This window comes from Nocardioides sp., from assembly GCF_014360585.1.
Taxonomy (GTDB): Bacteria; Actinomycetota; Actinomycetes; order Propionibacteriales; family Nocardioidaceae; genus Nocardioides.
This window is the reverse complement of record NZ_JACIXG010000030.1, coordinates 40,799-55,510: the sequence shown is the minus strand read 5'-3', so window position 1 is coordinate 55,510 and position 14,712 is coordinate 40,799. Positions and strand designations below refer to the sequence as shown.

Sequence of the window (14,712 nt, the reverse complement as noted above, 5' to 3'; positions counted from 1 at the left end):
CCGGTGGTCGAGCCTGTCGAGACCACGACCTCACCGGTGGTCGAGCTTGTCGAGACCACTGCCCACAGGGGAGGTCTCCCCCGCAGTCAAGCTGTCGAGACCACTGGCCAACGCAGAGAGGTCTCGACAAGCTCGACCTCCGCCGCCCCCGATAGTCGTGTCCGTCGAGACCCCCCCGGTGGTCGAGCCTGTCAAGACCACCACCCCACCGGTGGTCGAGCCTGTCGAGACCACTGCCCACAGGGGAGGTCTCCCCCGCAGTCAAGCTGTCGAGACCACTGGCCAACGCAGAGAGGTCTCGACAAGCTCGACCTCCGGACGGACGGAGACTCCGAAAACTGTCGGTGGTCCCGCCCAAGATGAGGGCATGGCTTTCACATACATGCTTCTCTGCGCAGACCGAACCCTCTACGTCGGCAGCACGACCGACCTCGAGCGCCGAATGACCGAGCATCGCGTCGGACTCGGGCCGGAGTACACCCGTCATCGACTTCCCGTGCAGCTGGTCTGGTACGAGCAGTACGACAACGTCGCCCATGCGTTCACACGGGAGAAACAGATCCAGAACTGGAGCCGCGCCAAACGCATCGCACTCATCGAAGGACGCCTAGGTGATCTACCGCGACTCGCGAACACGTCGGCGACGCCGCACGACTGACGGTCCCCCGCTGGCAGAGGTCTCGACAAGCTCGACCTCCGGTGGTCGAGCCTGTCGAGACCACCACCCCACCCGGTGGTCGAGCCTGTCGAGACCACCACCCCACCCGGTGGTCGAGCCTGTCGAGACCACCACGGGACGCCCACCGGTCTCCGTTGACCGGACGTCCCGGGGGGGGGCGGAAGCGTCAGCGACGTCCCCTGCGGCAGAGGTCTCGACGAGCTCGACCTCCGGCGGCGTTTCACGTGAAACACAGACCGCCAGAACGGCCGACGAGAGGCGGCGACCCAACGGATCCGCAGAACGTGGCCGGAAGGCGCCACCGGGGTGCGCGGTGCGCTAAAGTCCGCGGGCAGCCTTGCGAATCTGATGCAACCGCGCGCGCTGCTCGAACGTCTTAGTCGTAGAAGTCGCAATCGATGCGACCCCAGCGGCCCGCGCGACCGGGCCACCAATCATGACCCACGGAGCTGATGTGAACGTCCGTAGAACCCCGGTGGCGATCTTCCTCACCGCCATCCTCGCCTTGGGATTCTCCCTCGGCTCGATCGCTGCCACGAGCAGCGCACAGGCAACCGCGCCGACGACCTCGCTCGGGCAGCTCGGACTGCAGACGGCATACAAGGTTCTCTACCAGCAGGGCTCCACCGGTCTCGGGGTGCGCAAGATCCAGGCTCGCCTCAAGGAGAAGGGCATCTACACCGGCCGGGTCACCGGCACCTACGGAACGAAGACCACCGGCGCCGTCAAGACCTTCCAGCGCAACCAGCGCCTGGCCATCACCGGCAAGGTCAACCAGCGCACGCTCGACCGTCTCCGCTCGAAGACGAGCACGCCGACCGACGCGACGCTGTACAACCTCGACCGCCGCTGCCTCACCGGCCGCGTCCTCTGCATCGACAAGACCGACCGTCGGATGCGCTACGTACGCGGCGGCAAGATCCTCAAGGCGATGGACGCTCGCTTCGGCTGCAAGGCCAACCCGAGCCGGATGGGCGCCTTCAAGGTCTTCAAGAAGAGCCGCAACCACGTCTCCTCGATCTACCACACGCCAATGCCGTACGCGATGTTCTACTCCGGCGGCCAGGCCGTGCACTACTCGTCGGACTTCGCCGCCCGCGGCTACAACGGTTGCTCCCACGGCTGCGTGAACGTCCGCAAGAAGGCGGCCATCGCGTGGGTCTTCGACCAGATCCGTATCGGTGACCGGGTCGTCGTCTACCGCTCCTGACCAACCCCGGTGGTCGAGCTTGTCGAGACCACCGTACGACCGCGAGGTCGTGGTGTCGACAAGCTCGACCACCATCCCGTTCCACGTGAAACACAAAGAGATCGCCCCTCGTGCCACACGGCACGAGGGGCGATCTCTTTGTCAGCGTCAGTCAGGCAGGACGACCACGTAGCGCCGCGGCTCGACACCGGACGACTCAGAGGTGAGGCCGGCGGCGGCGACGGCGTCGTGCACGACCTTCCGTTCGAAGGGCGACATCGGCTTCAGCGAGACCGGGGCACCGGACTCCTGGACCTTCGCCACGGTCTCCTCGGCGAGCGCCATCAGCGTCGAGCGACGGTCGGCGCGGTAGCCACCGACGTCGAGCATCAGGCGGGACCGCTCGCCGGTCTCACGGTAGACCGCGAGCCGGGTCAGCTCCTGAAGTGCGTCCAGGACCTCCCCGTGACGACCGACCAACTGCTGCAGGTCTCCCCCGACGATCGAGACGGCGGCACGGTCGCCCTCGACGTCCATGTCGAGGTCACCATCGAGGTCGGCGATGTCGAGGAGCTCCTCGAGGTAGTCCGCCGCGATGTCACCTTCCTGCTCGAGCTGCTTGAGGCGCGTCTCTTCGCTGACCGCCTCCACAGTCTCGACCTCGGTCTCGCTCACATCCTGAGTCGTCACTTGGTTCCCCCGTCCTTCTGGGTCGTGGAGCGACCGGCGGTCGTGCCGGCCTTCTTCCGCTGGCTCCTGGTCTGGTTCTTGGGCTGGTTGCGCTGCACCGGACGCTTCTCGGTGACCGTCTCCTCGGCTTCGACGATGTCGATCTCCGCGTCGGTCATGCCCTTCTTCTTACGCTTGGCCCGGTCGCGCTCCTGCTTGGCGTCGAAGGCCGGCGTCCCCGGTGCGGGGTTGTTGCGGATCACGTAGAACTGCTGACCCATCGTCCACAGGTTGGAGGAGGTCCAGTAGAGGATCGTTCCGACCGGGAAGGCGATACCACCGACGGCGAACACGACAGGCAGCACGTACAGCAGCAGCTTCTGCTGCTGCGCGTACTGTCCGGTCATCGCGTCGGCAGGCATGTTCTTCGACATCAGCTGGCGCTGGGTGAGGAAGGTCGTGGCGATCATCGCCAGGACCAGGAACCCGGTGAGGAAGTACGTGCTGATGTGGTCGGCCGTCGTGAACTGGTCCGAGAGCAACGAGCCGAGCCAGGTCGAGCTGGCGAACTCGTGGGCGTCGGCGTCGCTCAGGAAGCCCTTGCCGTCACCGTTCGAGGCGTGCTCCAGCATGCGGAACAGCACGAAGAAGATCGGCATCTGCAGCAGCAGCGGCAGGCAGGACGCGAACGGGTTGGTGCCCGAGTCCTTGTAGAGCTTCATGGTCTCGGCGGCGAGCTTCTCGCGGTCATGACCGTACTTCTTCTGCAGCTCCTTCACCCGCGGCTGCAGCAGCTGCATGTTCCGGCTGGACTTGATCTGCTTCACGAACAGCGGGATCAGCAGGGCGCGGATGGTCACGGTCAGACCGACGATGGCCAGCGCCCACTGCCAGCCTTCGGACGGAATGACGTACGAGAACGCCTTCTGCCACACGAGCAGGATGCCCGAGATGGCGTAATACAGCGGTGTTGCGATCCATCCGAACAGATCGCCTATGGCTCCCACGGATCAGGCTCCTCGTTGTCGGGAGTCCGCACTTACACGGACAAGGTCTTCAGGGTCTCTTGGATTCTTCGGGGGTGGCACAGGATCGAAGCCCCGAGTCTTGGCCCAGGGGACGCAACGGCACAGACGGCGCACCGTCAGCCAGCTCCCGCGCCAGGGGCCGTGCGTCTTGACGGCCTCGAGCCCGTACGCCGAGCACGACGGGTAGTAGCGGCACACATCGCCGTACAGCGGACTGATGAGCGTCCGCCACACATGGAGCAGTCCGACCAGGACGTACGTCAGCAGGCGGTCGAGCTTGTCGAGACCACCCCGCACGAGGCTCATGACAGCACCCGCGCGAGACAACGCTTCAGATCGGTGCCGAGGTCGTCGTACGAAGCGCCAGCTGCAGGGGGAAGCGCACGGACCACAAGCACAGCAGAGCCCGGGAGTCCGCTCAGGGACTCCCGGGCCTGATGACGCAGTCTGCGTTTCACGCGATTCCGGACAACGGCCGGACCGACGGCCTTGCTCACCACGAAGCCCACCTGCGGCTCGCGCTCCCGATCGGCAGCGATGCCAGTGTCGGGGACGAGCAGGTGGACCACCAGGCTCTTCGAGCCCGCGCGCTTGCCTCGTCGTACCGCTTCTTTGAAGCCCGACGAATCGACCAGTCGGTGGCGACGTGGCAGCACGCGCGTAGTGGCTGAGGCCGGGGCCTCAGACGGTCAGGCTCTTGCGACCCTTGCCGCGGCGCGCAGCGAGGATCGCGCGGCCGGCACGGGTGCGCATGCGCAGGCGGAAACCGTGCGTCTTGTGACGGCGGCGGTTGTTCGGCTGGTAAGTACGCTTGCTCACGGGTGCTTCCTTAGTTGGTGTGGTGTGGTGGCCGGTCGCTCGTCCGGCACGATTGGGGTCGCCCTCGGTGGATCCAGGCGGGCCGATTCAACAAGCACCGCCCGTCCGCGCCCCGATGAGGCGTGGACATGCGGCACCCGTAGACCAGGTGACCTAGCAACGGTACGTGGACGGCGAAACCACGGTCAAACCCGCGCCCTATCACACCCCTGTGATTCACCCTCCACCTGTGGAGGACGGCTTGCCCGTCATGGCCGCCAGCCGGTAGTTTCGTCCTCTACCGAGGTTTCCCTGCACAGCGCCAGGAGCTTCGGCCGCATTCGGGGGGATGCCATGCTGGGATCTTATTTTCCCACCTGACCTGCCGATACGGTCGGATTCTCGCGGACGGCAACGTGTCTCGGTTGGTCTCCGATGCCTACATTCGGAGATGCTCCACAGCTTGTGGAAAAGTCTGTGGAGGATGTAGACCAGACCGCTGGATCAATCCAGGCTGCATCAGTACCAAGACCACCACCCGAGCCATCAGGGAAGGCAGGAACCTGTGGAGCACTCCGGCCTCGCGCCAGAACCACAGCCAGATCTCCAGTCCGCATGGACGCGGGTGGTCGCCGAGCTTCCGCCGAACCAGCGCGCCTGGCTCCGAGACAGCGAACCACTCACTCTGCACGGGTCGACCGCGATCGTCGAGGTCCCCAACGACTTCACCCGCAACCAGATCGAGGGCCGCCTGCGTGGCTCCCTGGAGAAGTCGCTGGGCGAGATCTTCCATCGCGAGATCCGCATCGCGGTCACCGTGAACCCCGACCTCGACGTCACGCCCGATCCCGACACCCAGGCGATCATGATCTCCGAGCGGGAGATCGCCGCGGCAGACGCTGCCGCCGCCGCTGCCCTTCAGCAACAGACGGCCTTCCCGGGCCAGTCGGCGTACCCCAGCCAGTCGGCCTTCCCACATCAGTCGGTCTACCCGCCCAACTCTCCGGGTCTCATCCCCGGCCCACCCCCGTCGCCCGGGCCACGCGAGGAGCCGGAGGCGCCCGCGGCGTACTCAGGCCCGCAGGCCCCCATCGCGCCGCCGCCCACTCAGCAGCCGGCCCGCCCTGCGGGGAACGACGACGTACGCCCCGGCTATGGCGACATGTCGACAAATCCCCCGCCTCCTCCTGCGGCCCCTGTCGAGGAGCCGGTCCCACCGCGGCCGCTCGTCCCTGGTCCGCCGACCCGGCCGAGCGAGCCCAACCACAACGTCCTCGAGACCCGGCTGAACCCGAAGTACACCTTCGAGACATTCGTCATCGGGTCCTCCAACCGGTTCCCGCACGCGGCCGCGGTCGCGGTCAGCGAAGCGCCGGGCAAGGCCTACAACCCGCTGCTCGTCTACGGGGAGTCAGGTCTCGGCAAGACCCACCTGCTGCATGCGATCGGCCACTACGTCCGGAGCCTCTACTCCGGGGCGAAGGTGCGCTACGTCAGCTCGGAGGAGTTCACCAACGAGTTCATCAACGCGATCCGCGACGACCGGCAGGACCGGTTCAAGCGGCGCTACCGCGATGTGGACGTCCTGCTGATCGACGACATCCAGTTCTTGGAGGGGAAGACCCAGACGCAGGAGGAGTTCTTCCACACCTTCAACACGCTCCACAACGCCAACAAGCAGATCGTGCTGACCTCCGACCGGCCGCCCAAGCGGCTCGAGGCGCTGGAGGACCGGCTGCGCAACCGGTTCGAGTGGGGTCTGATCACCGACGTCCAGCCGCCCGACATCGAGACCCGCATCGCGATCCTTCGCAAGAAGGCGGCGATGGAGCGGCTCACCGCGCCGCCGGACGTCCTCGAGTTCATCGCGAGCAAGATCCAGACCAACATTCGCGAGCTCGAGGGTGCGCTGATCCGGGTGACCGCGTTCGCCAACCTCAACCGGCAGGACGTCGATCTGACGCTGGCTGAGATCGTGCTCAAGGATCTCATCCCCGACGGTGGCGAGCCGGAGATCACCGCCGGCCTGATCATCGCCCAGACCGCGGCCTACTTCGGGCTGTCGATCGACGAGCTCACCGGGCCGTCGCGCGGGCGTCACCTCGTCATGGCCCGCCAGATCGCCATGTATCTGTGCCGTGAGCTCACCGAGGACTCCCTGCCCAAGATCGGCAAGCACTTCGGCGGCCGCGACCACACGACGGTGATGTACGCGGAGCGGAAGATCAACCAGCTCCTCGCCGAGCGCCGCGCCGTCTTCAACCAGGTCTCCGAGCTCACCAACCGCGTCAAGATGCAGGCGCGCCAGGCCTAGACCTGACGTACGCAGGCCGCGACCACCACCGGTGGTCGAGCTTGTCGAGACCACCCGACCGTGACTCACGGGGTGGTCTCGACAGGCTCGACCACCGGTTTCTCACGTGGTCTCAAAGGGGCTCGACCCCGGTTTCTCACGTGGTCTCAACGGGCTCGACCCCGGCTTCTCACGTGCTCCGCAGCTCCTCGACAGGCTCGAACCACAGGCGCTTCGCGGCGTCTCCAGAGGCTCGTCCACAGGTGCCTCGTCCGCGTTTTGGGATTTCCAAAACCCACTGGCCGAGATTTCCTGAGGTTCTCCCAAGGTTGTCCACAGCCCACAGGTTGGGCGAAACCTGTGGAGAACCGGCCGTTCAAATGGGATGGAAAAGGGGATGGCCTGTGCACAAAACACTCAGAAGTGCCGACAACTCTCCACAGCCCACAGTGACGTGCGTCATTTCAGCAGGGCGTCCACACCCCCTGTGGAATCATATTTGCGGCCGCCACCTGCGAAGACGTCCTTCATCCACATTTCCCACAGATGCTCTTACGACGTACGAAACTATTTAATCCACGGATCCTCGGTGAAATTCCTCGAGCGCCCTTCCCTGGGGACAACCCGCTCAGCGATCCGGAGTCCACAGGCACGCCTGTGCAGAGCCGAGACGGCTGAGCGCTTACCGGTTGTCGGCGGTCCGTGGCAGGATGCGTACTCCAGGTCATGTCAACGCGGGGGCGTTCCGGAACCGGTGGCGTCTTCCCCCAAGGTTCAAGCACAACCGGGACCGCATGTCCTCAACAGCCCCGATGTCGAGTTAGAAGAAGGACAGGTCATCGTGAAGTTCCGCGTCGACCGCGACGTGTTCGCGGATGCTGTCGCCTGGGCTGCCCGCAGCCTTCCGGTCCGCCCCAGCACCCCGGTGCTCTCCGGCCTCCTGATCGAGGCGGGTCACGAGGGCCTGATGCTCTCGACCTTCGACTACGAGACCTCAGCGCGAGCGACGCTCTCGGCCGAGGTCGCCGACGAGGGCAAGGCACTGGTGTCGGGCAAGTTGCTCGCCGACATCTGCCGCAGCCTCCCGGCCAAGCCGGTCGAGATGGTCACCGACGGATCCCGCGTCTCGCTCACCTGCGGGAGCGCGCGGTTCAGCCTGCAGACGATGCCGGTCGAGGACTACCCGACCCTGCCGGAGATGCCGACCGCTGCCGGCACGGTGAAGTCGGAGCTGTTCGCCCACGCCGTCGCCCAGGCCGTGACCGCCGCCGGCCGCGACGACATGCTCCCGGTCCTGACCGGCGTGCGACTCGAGATCGAGGGCTCCACGATCTCGCTGCTCGCCACCGACCGCTTCCGGCTCTCCCACCGTGAGCTCGAGTGGAACCCGGCGACCCCCGACGAGAGCATGGCCGCGCTGGTGCCGGCCAAGGTCCTCGGTGACACCGCCAAGTCGCTGACCAGCGGCAGCGAGGTCACCCTCGCGCTGTCCACCACCGGCACCGGCGAGGGCATCATCGGCTTCGAGGGCGCGGCCGCGGGTGGCGTACGACGCACCACGACGCGCCTGCTCGACGGCGAGTTCCCGAAGGTGCGCAGCCTGTTCCCGGCCGAGCACCTCACCACCGCGCTCGTCGACAAGGCCTCCTTGATCGAGTCGGTCAAGCGCGTCGCGCTGGTCGCCGAGCGCAACACCGCGGTCCAGATGGTCTTCGAGGACGGCGTCCTCACCCTCGACGCGGGTTCCGGCGACGAGGCCCAGGCGTCCGAGTCCATCGAGGCGACCATGGAGGGTGAGGGGCTGACCACCGGGTTCAACCCACAGTTCCTCCTCGACGGGCTGCAGGCCATCGACCAGCAGGTCGTCGAGCTCGCCTTCACGCAGGCTCCGAAGCCGGTGGTGATCAGCGGCAAGCCGGCCGAGGGCGGCGAGGAGCCGGGGTTCCGCTACCTGCTGATGCCGCGGCGCCTGCTCTCCTGACCGTCTCTCGCTCACACCTCGCTCGTAGGGTGGTCTCGACAAGCTCGACCACCGGATCTGAGCTCGACCACCGAATCTGAAGGAAATCTCGTATGCACATCGGACTCGTCGGCCTCGGCAAGATGGGTGGCAACATGCGCACCCGGCTGCGGGAGGCTGGCCACACCGTCGTCGGATACGACCGCAACCCGGACCTCGCCGACGTGGCGAGTCTGGCGGAGATGGTCGAGGCGCTGCCCAGCCCCAAGGTGGTCTGGGTGATGGTGCCTGCAGGCGAGCCGACCCGCTCCACGATCGCCGAGCTCAAGGAGCTCCTCGGTGAGGGCGACCTGGTCGTCGACGGCGGCAACTCGAAGTACACCGACGACGCCAAGAACGCCGAGAGCCTCGCTGAGCAGGGCATCGGTTTCGTCGACTGCGGAGTCTCCGGAGGTGTCTGGGGTCTTCAGAACGGCTACGCCCTGATGTACGGCGGCTCCGACGAGAACGCCGCCAAGGTGATGCCCGCCTTCGAGGCGCTCAAGCCGTCCGGCACCGAGGACGGTCTGGTCCACTGCGGCTCGACCCCCGGCGCCGGCCACTTCTCCAAGATGGTCCACAACGGCATCGAGTACGCGATGATGCAGGCCTACGCCGAGGGCTGGGAGCTTCTCGACAAGGTCGACATCGTCGACAACGTCCCGGAGATCTTCGCGTCGTGGCGGACCGGGACGGTCGTACGTTCCTGGCTTCTCGATCTTCTCGTCGAGCAGCTGCGCGCCGACGAGCACCTCGACAAGATCAGGGGTTACGCCGAAGACTCGGGCGAGGGCCGGTGGACCGTCGAGGCCGCGATCGAGAACGCCGTCCCGATGCCCGCGATCTCGGCCTCGCTCTTCGCGCGGTTCGTCTCGCGGCAGAAGGACGACCACGCCATGAAGGCGGTCGCCGCGATGCGTAACGGGTTCGGTGGGCACGCGGTGATCTCGGAGTCCGAGGCCTGAGTCCTCGGTTGTGAGGGTGGTCTCGACAAGCTCGACCACCGGCTCGACCACCTAGATGGGGTCTACTACTCCGGCGAGGGTGAGGATCAGGCGCGCGGCACCGTAGGTGAGGAAGAGCGCGAAGGTCCCGAGCACGATCGGTTTGCGGACGAGATTGTCCAGGTCAGCGGGGCGTTTCCCGGCAGACCGGGCGCGCACGGAGGTGACGACCAAGGCGATGACCGCCAGGATGAGGACCGGGCCGAACCAGTTGCTGGCCAGCGCCAGGCCGATGTCGCCGTGCATCAGGTAGACCCACGACCGGGTGAGGCCACAGCCCGGGCAGGGCAGGCCGGTGAGCGCACGGAACGGGCAGAGCACCGGGCCGTCCTCGATGCCGCCGGCGGGCAGGAGCGTCGCGATCACGACTCCGCCGACGCCGATGGCGGCGGTGATCTCCGTGGAGCTCACCGCCGCAACGCGCTGACGCAGGTCAGGCGAGGGGTTTGCCGTCGACATCCGGGAACTTTCTCACGATGATCAGGATGATGTCGATGACCGCCCAGATCCCGAAGCCACCACAGGTGACCAGCTTGAGGATGCCGAGCCCGATCTGCCCGACGTAGAACCGGTCGATTCCGAACCCACCCAGGAAGATCGAGAGCAGCAGCGCGACGAGCCACTCCCGGCTCGAGAAGACACCCGGCACCTGTTTCACGGGAAACCACTGCTGGTCGGTGCCGAGGCTGGCCGGGGTGTCGGACTTGATCTGGCCCGCGGCCGCCATGTGGGCGAGTTGCTCGACCGGGTACGGCCCGTGGACCTGGCCCATCACCGACAGATAGAAAGGCCCTGCCGGTGCGCCGTAGGCGGGTTGCCCTGGAGGTGGGCCGTAAGGGTTGGGAGACTGGGTCATGCAGGCACCTTAACGAGAGAGGAAATCCGATGTACGTCTCACACCTCTCTCTCCACGACTTCCGCTCCTATCAGAGCGTCGAGGTCCCGCTCGAGGCAGGTGTGACGGCCTTCGTCGGGCGAAACGGCCAGGGCAAGACGAATCTGGTCGAGGCCATCGACTATCTCTCCCGGCTGCAGTCCCACCGGGTCGCCACCGATGCGCCCCTGGTCCGGGCCGGTGCCGACCAAGCCGTCGTGCGCGCCGCGGTGGTGCGTGACGGTCGCACCGCGACGCTCGAGGTCGAGATCAACGCGGGCCGTGCCAACAAGGTCCGGATCAACAGAAGCCCGCTCCCCCGCACCCGTGACCTGGTCGGGCTGGTCCGCACCGTCGTCTTCTCCCCCGAGGACCTGACCCTCGTCAAGGGGGACCCCTCCGACCGGCGACGCTTCCTCGACGACCTGATGATCCTGCGCTCCCCCCGCCTGGCCGGGGTGCGCAGCGACTACGACCGCGTCCTCAAGCAACGAAACTCGCTCCTCAAGACCGCCGGCCTCGCACGCGGTTCCGCGCGAGAGGGTGCGCTGGCCACCTTGGCCGTCTGGGACGAACACCTGGCCAGCATCGGCGCCGAGATCCTCGCTCAGCGACTCTCCCTCGTCGAGGCGTTGAGACCGTACGTCGGCAAGGCCTACGAGACGGTCGCCCGTGGCGCAAGCCGGGACGATGCCGAGATCACCTACAAGTCGGTGGTCGAGGTGGTCGAGCCTGTCGAGACCACCACCCCGAGCGTGGAGTCCCTTCGCGAGCTGATCCTGTCTGAGCTGGCGAGACGCCAGAAGGACGAGCTCGACCGTGGCATCAGCCTGGTCGGCCCCCACCGCGACGATCTGCTGCTGCACCTAGGACACGGCGCCGGCGCCGAGCCACTCCCGGTCAAGGGCTATGCCAGTCACGGCGAGTCCTGGTCCTTCGCGCTGGCGCTCCGGCTGGCTGCGTACGACCTGCTGCGGGCCGATGGCGACGACCCGATCCTGATCCTCGACGACGTCTTCGCGGAGCTCGACAGCCAAAGGCGTGTCCAGCTGGCCGAGCTGGTGGCCGATGCCGAGCAGGTCCTCGTCACCGCCGCGGTCCCCGAGGACGTACCCGCCGCGCTCGCCGGGGCTCGCTACCACGTCACGGCCGGCGAGGTGACCCGCGATGAGTGACGAGCCAGTGGACGAGCCGGTGGTCGAGCTTGTCGAGACCACGCCAGAGGAAGAGGAACAGCCCGAGAAGCGCGCCGACGGCCTAGACCTCGCCCGCTCGCTGACCCGGGCCACAGCCAAGATGCCCGCCCCGAAGGCAGGGATGCGGAAGAAGCGGCGTACGCGGCTGGACAACGCCACCCGACGCGGCACGGTCTCCGGCGCCCGCCCCGACGACCGCGACCCCCAGCTCATCGACTCGGTGGTCAGCCGGATGGTCAACGACCACGGCTGGGACACCTCGCTGCGGGTGCACGGCGTGATGGCCCGTTGGTCGGACATCGTCGGCGAGGAGATCGCCGACCACACCACCCCTGAGTCGTACGCCGACGGCAAGCTGTCCGTGCGCACCGACTCGACCGCGTGGGCCACCCAGCTCAAGCTGCTCGCGCCGACCCTGGTGAAGCGGCTCAACGAGGAGCTTGGCCACGGCACGGTCCTCCTCATCGAGGTGCTCGGTCCTCATCTGCCCTCGTGGAAGAAGGGGCCCCGCGGTCTACGCGACGGTCGGGGGCCGCGCGACACCTACGGCTGAGGCCGAAGCTCGGCCACTCGTGAACAGGTGTTCGAGACTCGGCGCGTGAGCCCCGATCTGCCGCTCTAGGCGCCCTGAGGACGTATAGGGACTCACCGAGCCCCCTGCTGAGGGCGCAGAGACGCCGTCAGGAGACGCACAGACGCTCATTTCGATCACAGTTCCCCCTCAGGATGGGCTGCCTGCGTGGAATCCGGGGTTCTACGGGGTATTATGAGGATTGGGTCGACCGTCCTAGGTGCCACTACCCGGCGCAGGTCGGCCCGCTGTATGCCCGACCGACACCACGTCCGATTCCGGACCGAAATGACAGGTGGATCGCACCGGTGACCGCTGCCGACCAGACGAATCCCATGCCGGACGACAAGACCGTAGACGGATTCGCATACGACGCGTCTGCCATCCAGGTTCTCGAAGGGCTCGAAGCGGTCCGCAAACGACCGGGTATGTACATCGGCTCGACCGGGGCCCGCGGACTGCACCACCTGATCTGGGAGATCGTGGACAACGCGGTCGACGAGGCCCTCGCCGGCTACTGCGACACCATCAAGGTGACGCTGCGCGAGGACGGCTGGGTGAGCGTCTCCGACAACGGCCGAGGCATCCCGACCGACACCGCGTCCGGCCAGGACATCCCCGCCGCGACCCTGGCGCTGACCGTGCTGCACGCCGGTGGCAAGTTCGGCGGAGGCGGCTACAAGGTCTCCGGTGGTCTGCACGGCGTGGGCTCCTCCGTGGTGAACGCGCTCTCGACCAGTCTCCACATGGAGATCAAGAACCGGGGCCGGCTGTGGGAGCAGCAGTTCACCAGCGGCGTACCCGACTACGACCTTCGTGAGGTGCGCGAGCTCGAAGAGGGCGAGCGCACCGGCACGACGATCTCGTGGAACGCCTCGAGCGACATCTTCGAGTCGACCGAGTACAACCTCGAGACGATCTCCAGCCACTTCCGCGAGACCGCGTTCCTGAACAAGGGGCTGCGGATCGAGCTGCGCGACGAGCGGCCGCAGGCGTCCGCGATCGCCGAGGCGGTCGAGGACGGCACCGTCGAGCAGGACACCGACGGCGCCGACGAGCTGCACAGCTCCGGCAACGGCGAGCGGGTCCTGGAGCAGTCCTTCTACTACGAGCGCGGTCTCGCCGACTACGTCGACCACCTGAACAAGCGCAAGACGCCGGTTTCGAGCATCATCGCCTTCGAGACCGAGACCGACGACAAGGCGCCCAACCCGATGAGCGTCGAGATCGCGATGCAGTGGCAGGCGTCCTCGTACAACGAGTCGGTCCACACCTTCGCCAACACGGTCAACACCCCCGGCGGCGGCACCCACGAAGAGGGCTTCCGTGCCGCGCTCACCACCCTGATCAACCGCTGGGGCGAGGAGTGGGGCCTGATCAAGAAGAAGGAGGACCGGCTCACCGGTGACGACATCCGTGAGGGTCTCACCGCGATCATCTCGGTGAAGATCAGCGAGCCGCAGTTCGAGGGCCAGACCAAGGACAAGCTCGGCAACACCGAGGTCAAGGGCTTCGTGCAGGGCGCGGTCAACGACCGCCTCGGCGCCTGGCTGGAGGAGAACCCGGCCGAGGGCAAGGAGATCATCCGCAAGTCGATGGCTGCCGCCTCGGCCCGGATCGCCGCCCGCAAGGCCCGCGACCTCGCCCGTAACCGCAAGGGCATCGGCGGCGGTGGCGGTCTGCCCGGCAAGCTCGCCGACTGCCAGTCGACCAACCCTGAAGAGTGCGAGATCTTCGTCGTCGAGGGTGACTCCGCGGGCGGCTCGGCCAAGTCCGGCCGGGACCCGCGCATCCAGGCGATCCTCCCGATCCGAGGCAAGATCCTCAACGTCGAGAAGGCGCGGATCGACAAGGTGCTCGCCAACCAGGAGGTCCAGTCGATCATCTCGGCGCTGGGCACCGGCGTCCACGACGACTTCGACATCAACCGGCTGCGCTACCACAAGATCGTGATGATGGCCGACGCCGACGTCGACGGTCACCACATCAACACCCTGCTGCTGACGCTGCTGTTCCGGTTCATGAAGCCGCTGATCGAGCAGGGCTACGTCTACCTCGCCCAGCCGCCGCTCTACCGGCTGCGCTGGAACAAGCCGGCCGAGCACGAGTTCGTCTACTCCGACTCCGAGCGCGACGCGCTCATGCGCGACGGTCTCGAGCAGGGCAAGAAGCTGCCCAAGGAGAACGCGGTCCAGCGCTACAAGGGTCTGGGCGAGATGAACGCCGACGAGCTGTGGGAGACCACGATGGACCCGTCGCAGCGACTGCTGCTCCAGGTCACCCTCGAGGACGCCGCTCACGCCGACGAGATCTTCTCCATCCTCATGGGTGAGGACGTCGCCGAGCGACGCTCCTTCATCCAGCGCAACGCCAAGGACGTCCGATTCCTCGATATCTGAGTCTCGCCGAGGC

15 protein-coding genes are annotated in these 14,712 nt (G+C 66.7%); 8 read left to right on the top strand and 7 right to left on the bottom strand.

Translation table 11 applies throughout. The features are described 5' to 3' along the window. Nucleotides 1-367 precede the first annotated feature (367 nt). Both H5T77_RS12195 and H5T77_RS12190 read left to right on the top strand, forming a co-directional pair. On the top strand, nucleotides 368-658 hold the full coding sequence (locus tag H5T77_RS12195) for a GIY-YIG nuclease family protein (RefSeq protein ID WP_292649575.1): 291 nt from the start codon (nucleotides 368-370) through the stop codon (nucleotides 656-658). Between the two features lie 475 nt (nucleotides 659-1,133). Next, nucleotides 1,134-1,889: a L,D-transpeptidase family protein gene (locus H5T77_RS12190; protein WP_292649572.1), complete on the top strand. Its 756-nt coding sequence runs from the start codon at nucleotides 1,134-1,136 to the stop codon at nucleotides 1,887-1,889. Between the two features lie 147 nt (nucleotides 1,890-2,036). Here the strand turns inward: H5T77_RS12190 and H5T77_RS12185 are convergent, their stop codons facing one another. Genes H5T77_RS12185 through rpmH form a run of 5 tightly spaced genes read right to left on the bottom strand, consistent with a single transcriptional unit; the run spans nucleotide 2,037 to nucleotide 4,384 of the window. Beyond that, nucleotides 2,037-2,543: a Jag family protein gene (locus H5T77_RS12185; protein ID WP_292649588.1), complete on the bottom strand. Its 507-nt coding sequence runs from the start codon at nucleotides 2,541-2,543 to the stop codon at nucleotides 2,037-2,039. 11 nt (nucleotides 2,544-2,554) lie between these two features. After that, complete coding sequence (yidC, locus tag H5T77_RS12180) at nucleotides 2,555-3,544, bottom strand: membrane protein insertase YidC (protein WP_292649569.1); 990 nt, start codon at nucleotides 3,542-3,544, stop codon at nucleotides 2,555-2,557. 3 nt (nucleotides 3,545-3,547) lie between these two features. Next, a complete protein-coding gene (gene yidD, locus H5T77_RS12175) occupies nucleotides 3,548-3,871 on the bottom strand; it encodes a membrane protein insertion efficiency factor YidD (protein WP_292649566.1) in 324 nt (107 codons plus the stop codon). Further along, nucleotides 3,868-4,221 carry a ribonuclease P protein component gene (gene rnpA, locus H5T77_RS12170; protein ID WP_292649563.1) on the bottom strand — a complete coding sequence of 118 codons (354 nt, stop codon included), beginning with the start codon at nucleotides 4,219-4,221 and terminating at the stop codon, nucleotides 3,868-3,870. The genes yidD and rnpA overlap by 4 nt, the downstream gene beginning before the upstream one ends. Before the next feature lie 25 nt (nucleotides 4,222-4,246). Further along, nucleotides 4,247-4,384: a 50S ribosomal protein L34 gene (rpmH, locus tag H5T77_RS12165; protein ID WP_091044043.1), complete on the bottom strand. Its 138-nt coding sequence runs from the start codon at nucleotides 4,382-4,384 to the stop codon at nucleotides 4,247-4,249. Between the two features lie 544 nt (nucleotides 4,385-4,928). Between rpmH and dnaA the strand changes: the two genes are divergently transcribed. The 3 genes from dnaA to gnd all read left to right on the top strand — a co-directional run bounded on the left by dnaA (nucleotide 4,929) and on the right by gnd (nucleotide 9,620). Then, nucleotides 4,929-6,677 (top strand): chromosomal replication initiator protein DnaA, encoded by a 1,749-nt coding sequence (gene dnaA, locus H5T77_RS12160; RefSeq protein ID WP_366816623.1) that lies wholly within the window; start codon nucleotides 4,929-4,931, stop codon nucleotides 6,675-6,677. A gap of 820 nt (nucleotides 6,678-7,497) precedes the next feature. Then, entirely contained in the window at nucleotides 7,498-8,637 is a 1,140-nt protein-coding gene (gene dnaN / locus H5T77_RS12155) for a DNA polymerase III subunit beta (protein ID WP_183542400.1), read from the top strand. Between the two features lie 92 nt (nucleotides 8,638-8,729). Then, entirely contained in the window at nucleotides 8,730-9,620 is an 891-nt protein-coding gene (gene gnd, locus H5T77_RS12150) for a phosphogluconate dehydrogenase (NAD(+)-dependent, decarboxylating) (RefSeq protein WP_292649546.1), read from the top strand. 51 nt (nucleotides 9,621-9,671) lie between these two features. Here gnd and H5T77_RS12145 read toward each other — a convergent pair whose 3' ends face one another. After that, nucleotides 9,672-10,070, bottom strand: coding sequence for a DUF2752 domain-containing protein (locus tag H5T77_RS12145; RefSeq protein ID WP_292649544.1), 399 nt, complete (start codon nucleotides 10,068-10,070; stop codon nucleotides 9,672-9,674). 22 nt (nucleotides 10,071-10,092) lie between these two features. Beyond that, nucleotides 10,093-10,515 carry an NINE protein gene (locus H5T77_RS12140; RefSeq protein WP_292649542.1) on the bottom strand — a complete coding sequence of 141 codons (423 nt, stop codon included), beginning with the start codon at nucleotides 10,513-10,515 and terminating at the stop codon, nucleotides 10,093-10,095. 29 nt (nucleotides 10,516-10,544) lie between these two features. Here H5T77_RS12140 and recF point away from each other — a divergent pair, with 29 nt between their 5' ends. From recF to gyrB, 3 genes are all read left to right on the top strand, one after another. Continuing rightward, nucleotides 10,545-11,708 carry a DNA replication/repair protein RecF gene (recF, locus tag H5T77_RS12135; protein ID WP_292649540.1) on the top strand — a complete coding sequence of 388 codons (1,164 nt, stop codon included), beginning with the start codon at nucleotides 10,545-10,547 and terminating at the stop codon, nucleotides 11,706-11,708. Next, nucleotides 11,701-12,282, top strand: coding sequence for a DciA family protein (locus H5T77_RS12130; protein ID WP_292649537.1), 582 nt, complete (start codon nucleotides 11,701-11,703; stop codon nucleotides 12,280-12,282). The genes recF and H5T77_RS12130 overlap by 8 nt, the downstream gene beginning before the upstream one ends. 353 nt (nucleotides 12,283-12,635) lie before the next feature. Then, on the top strand, nucleotides 12,636-14,699 hold the full coding sequence (gene gyrB / locus H5T77_RS12125; protein WP_292649584.1) for a DNA topoisomerase (ATP-hydrolyzing) subunit B: 2,064 nt from the start codon (nucleotides 12,636-12,638) through the stop codon (nucleotides 14,697-14,699). The last annotated feature ends 13 nt before the right edge of the window (nucleotides 14,700-14,712 follow it).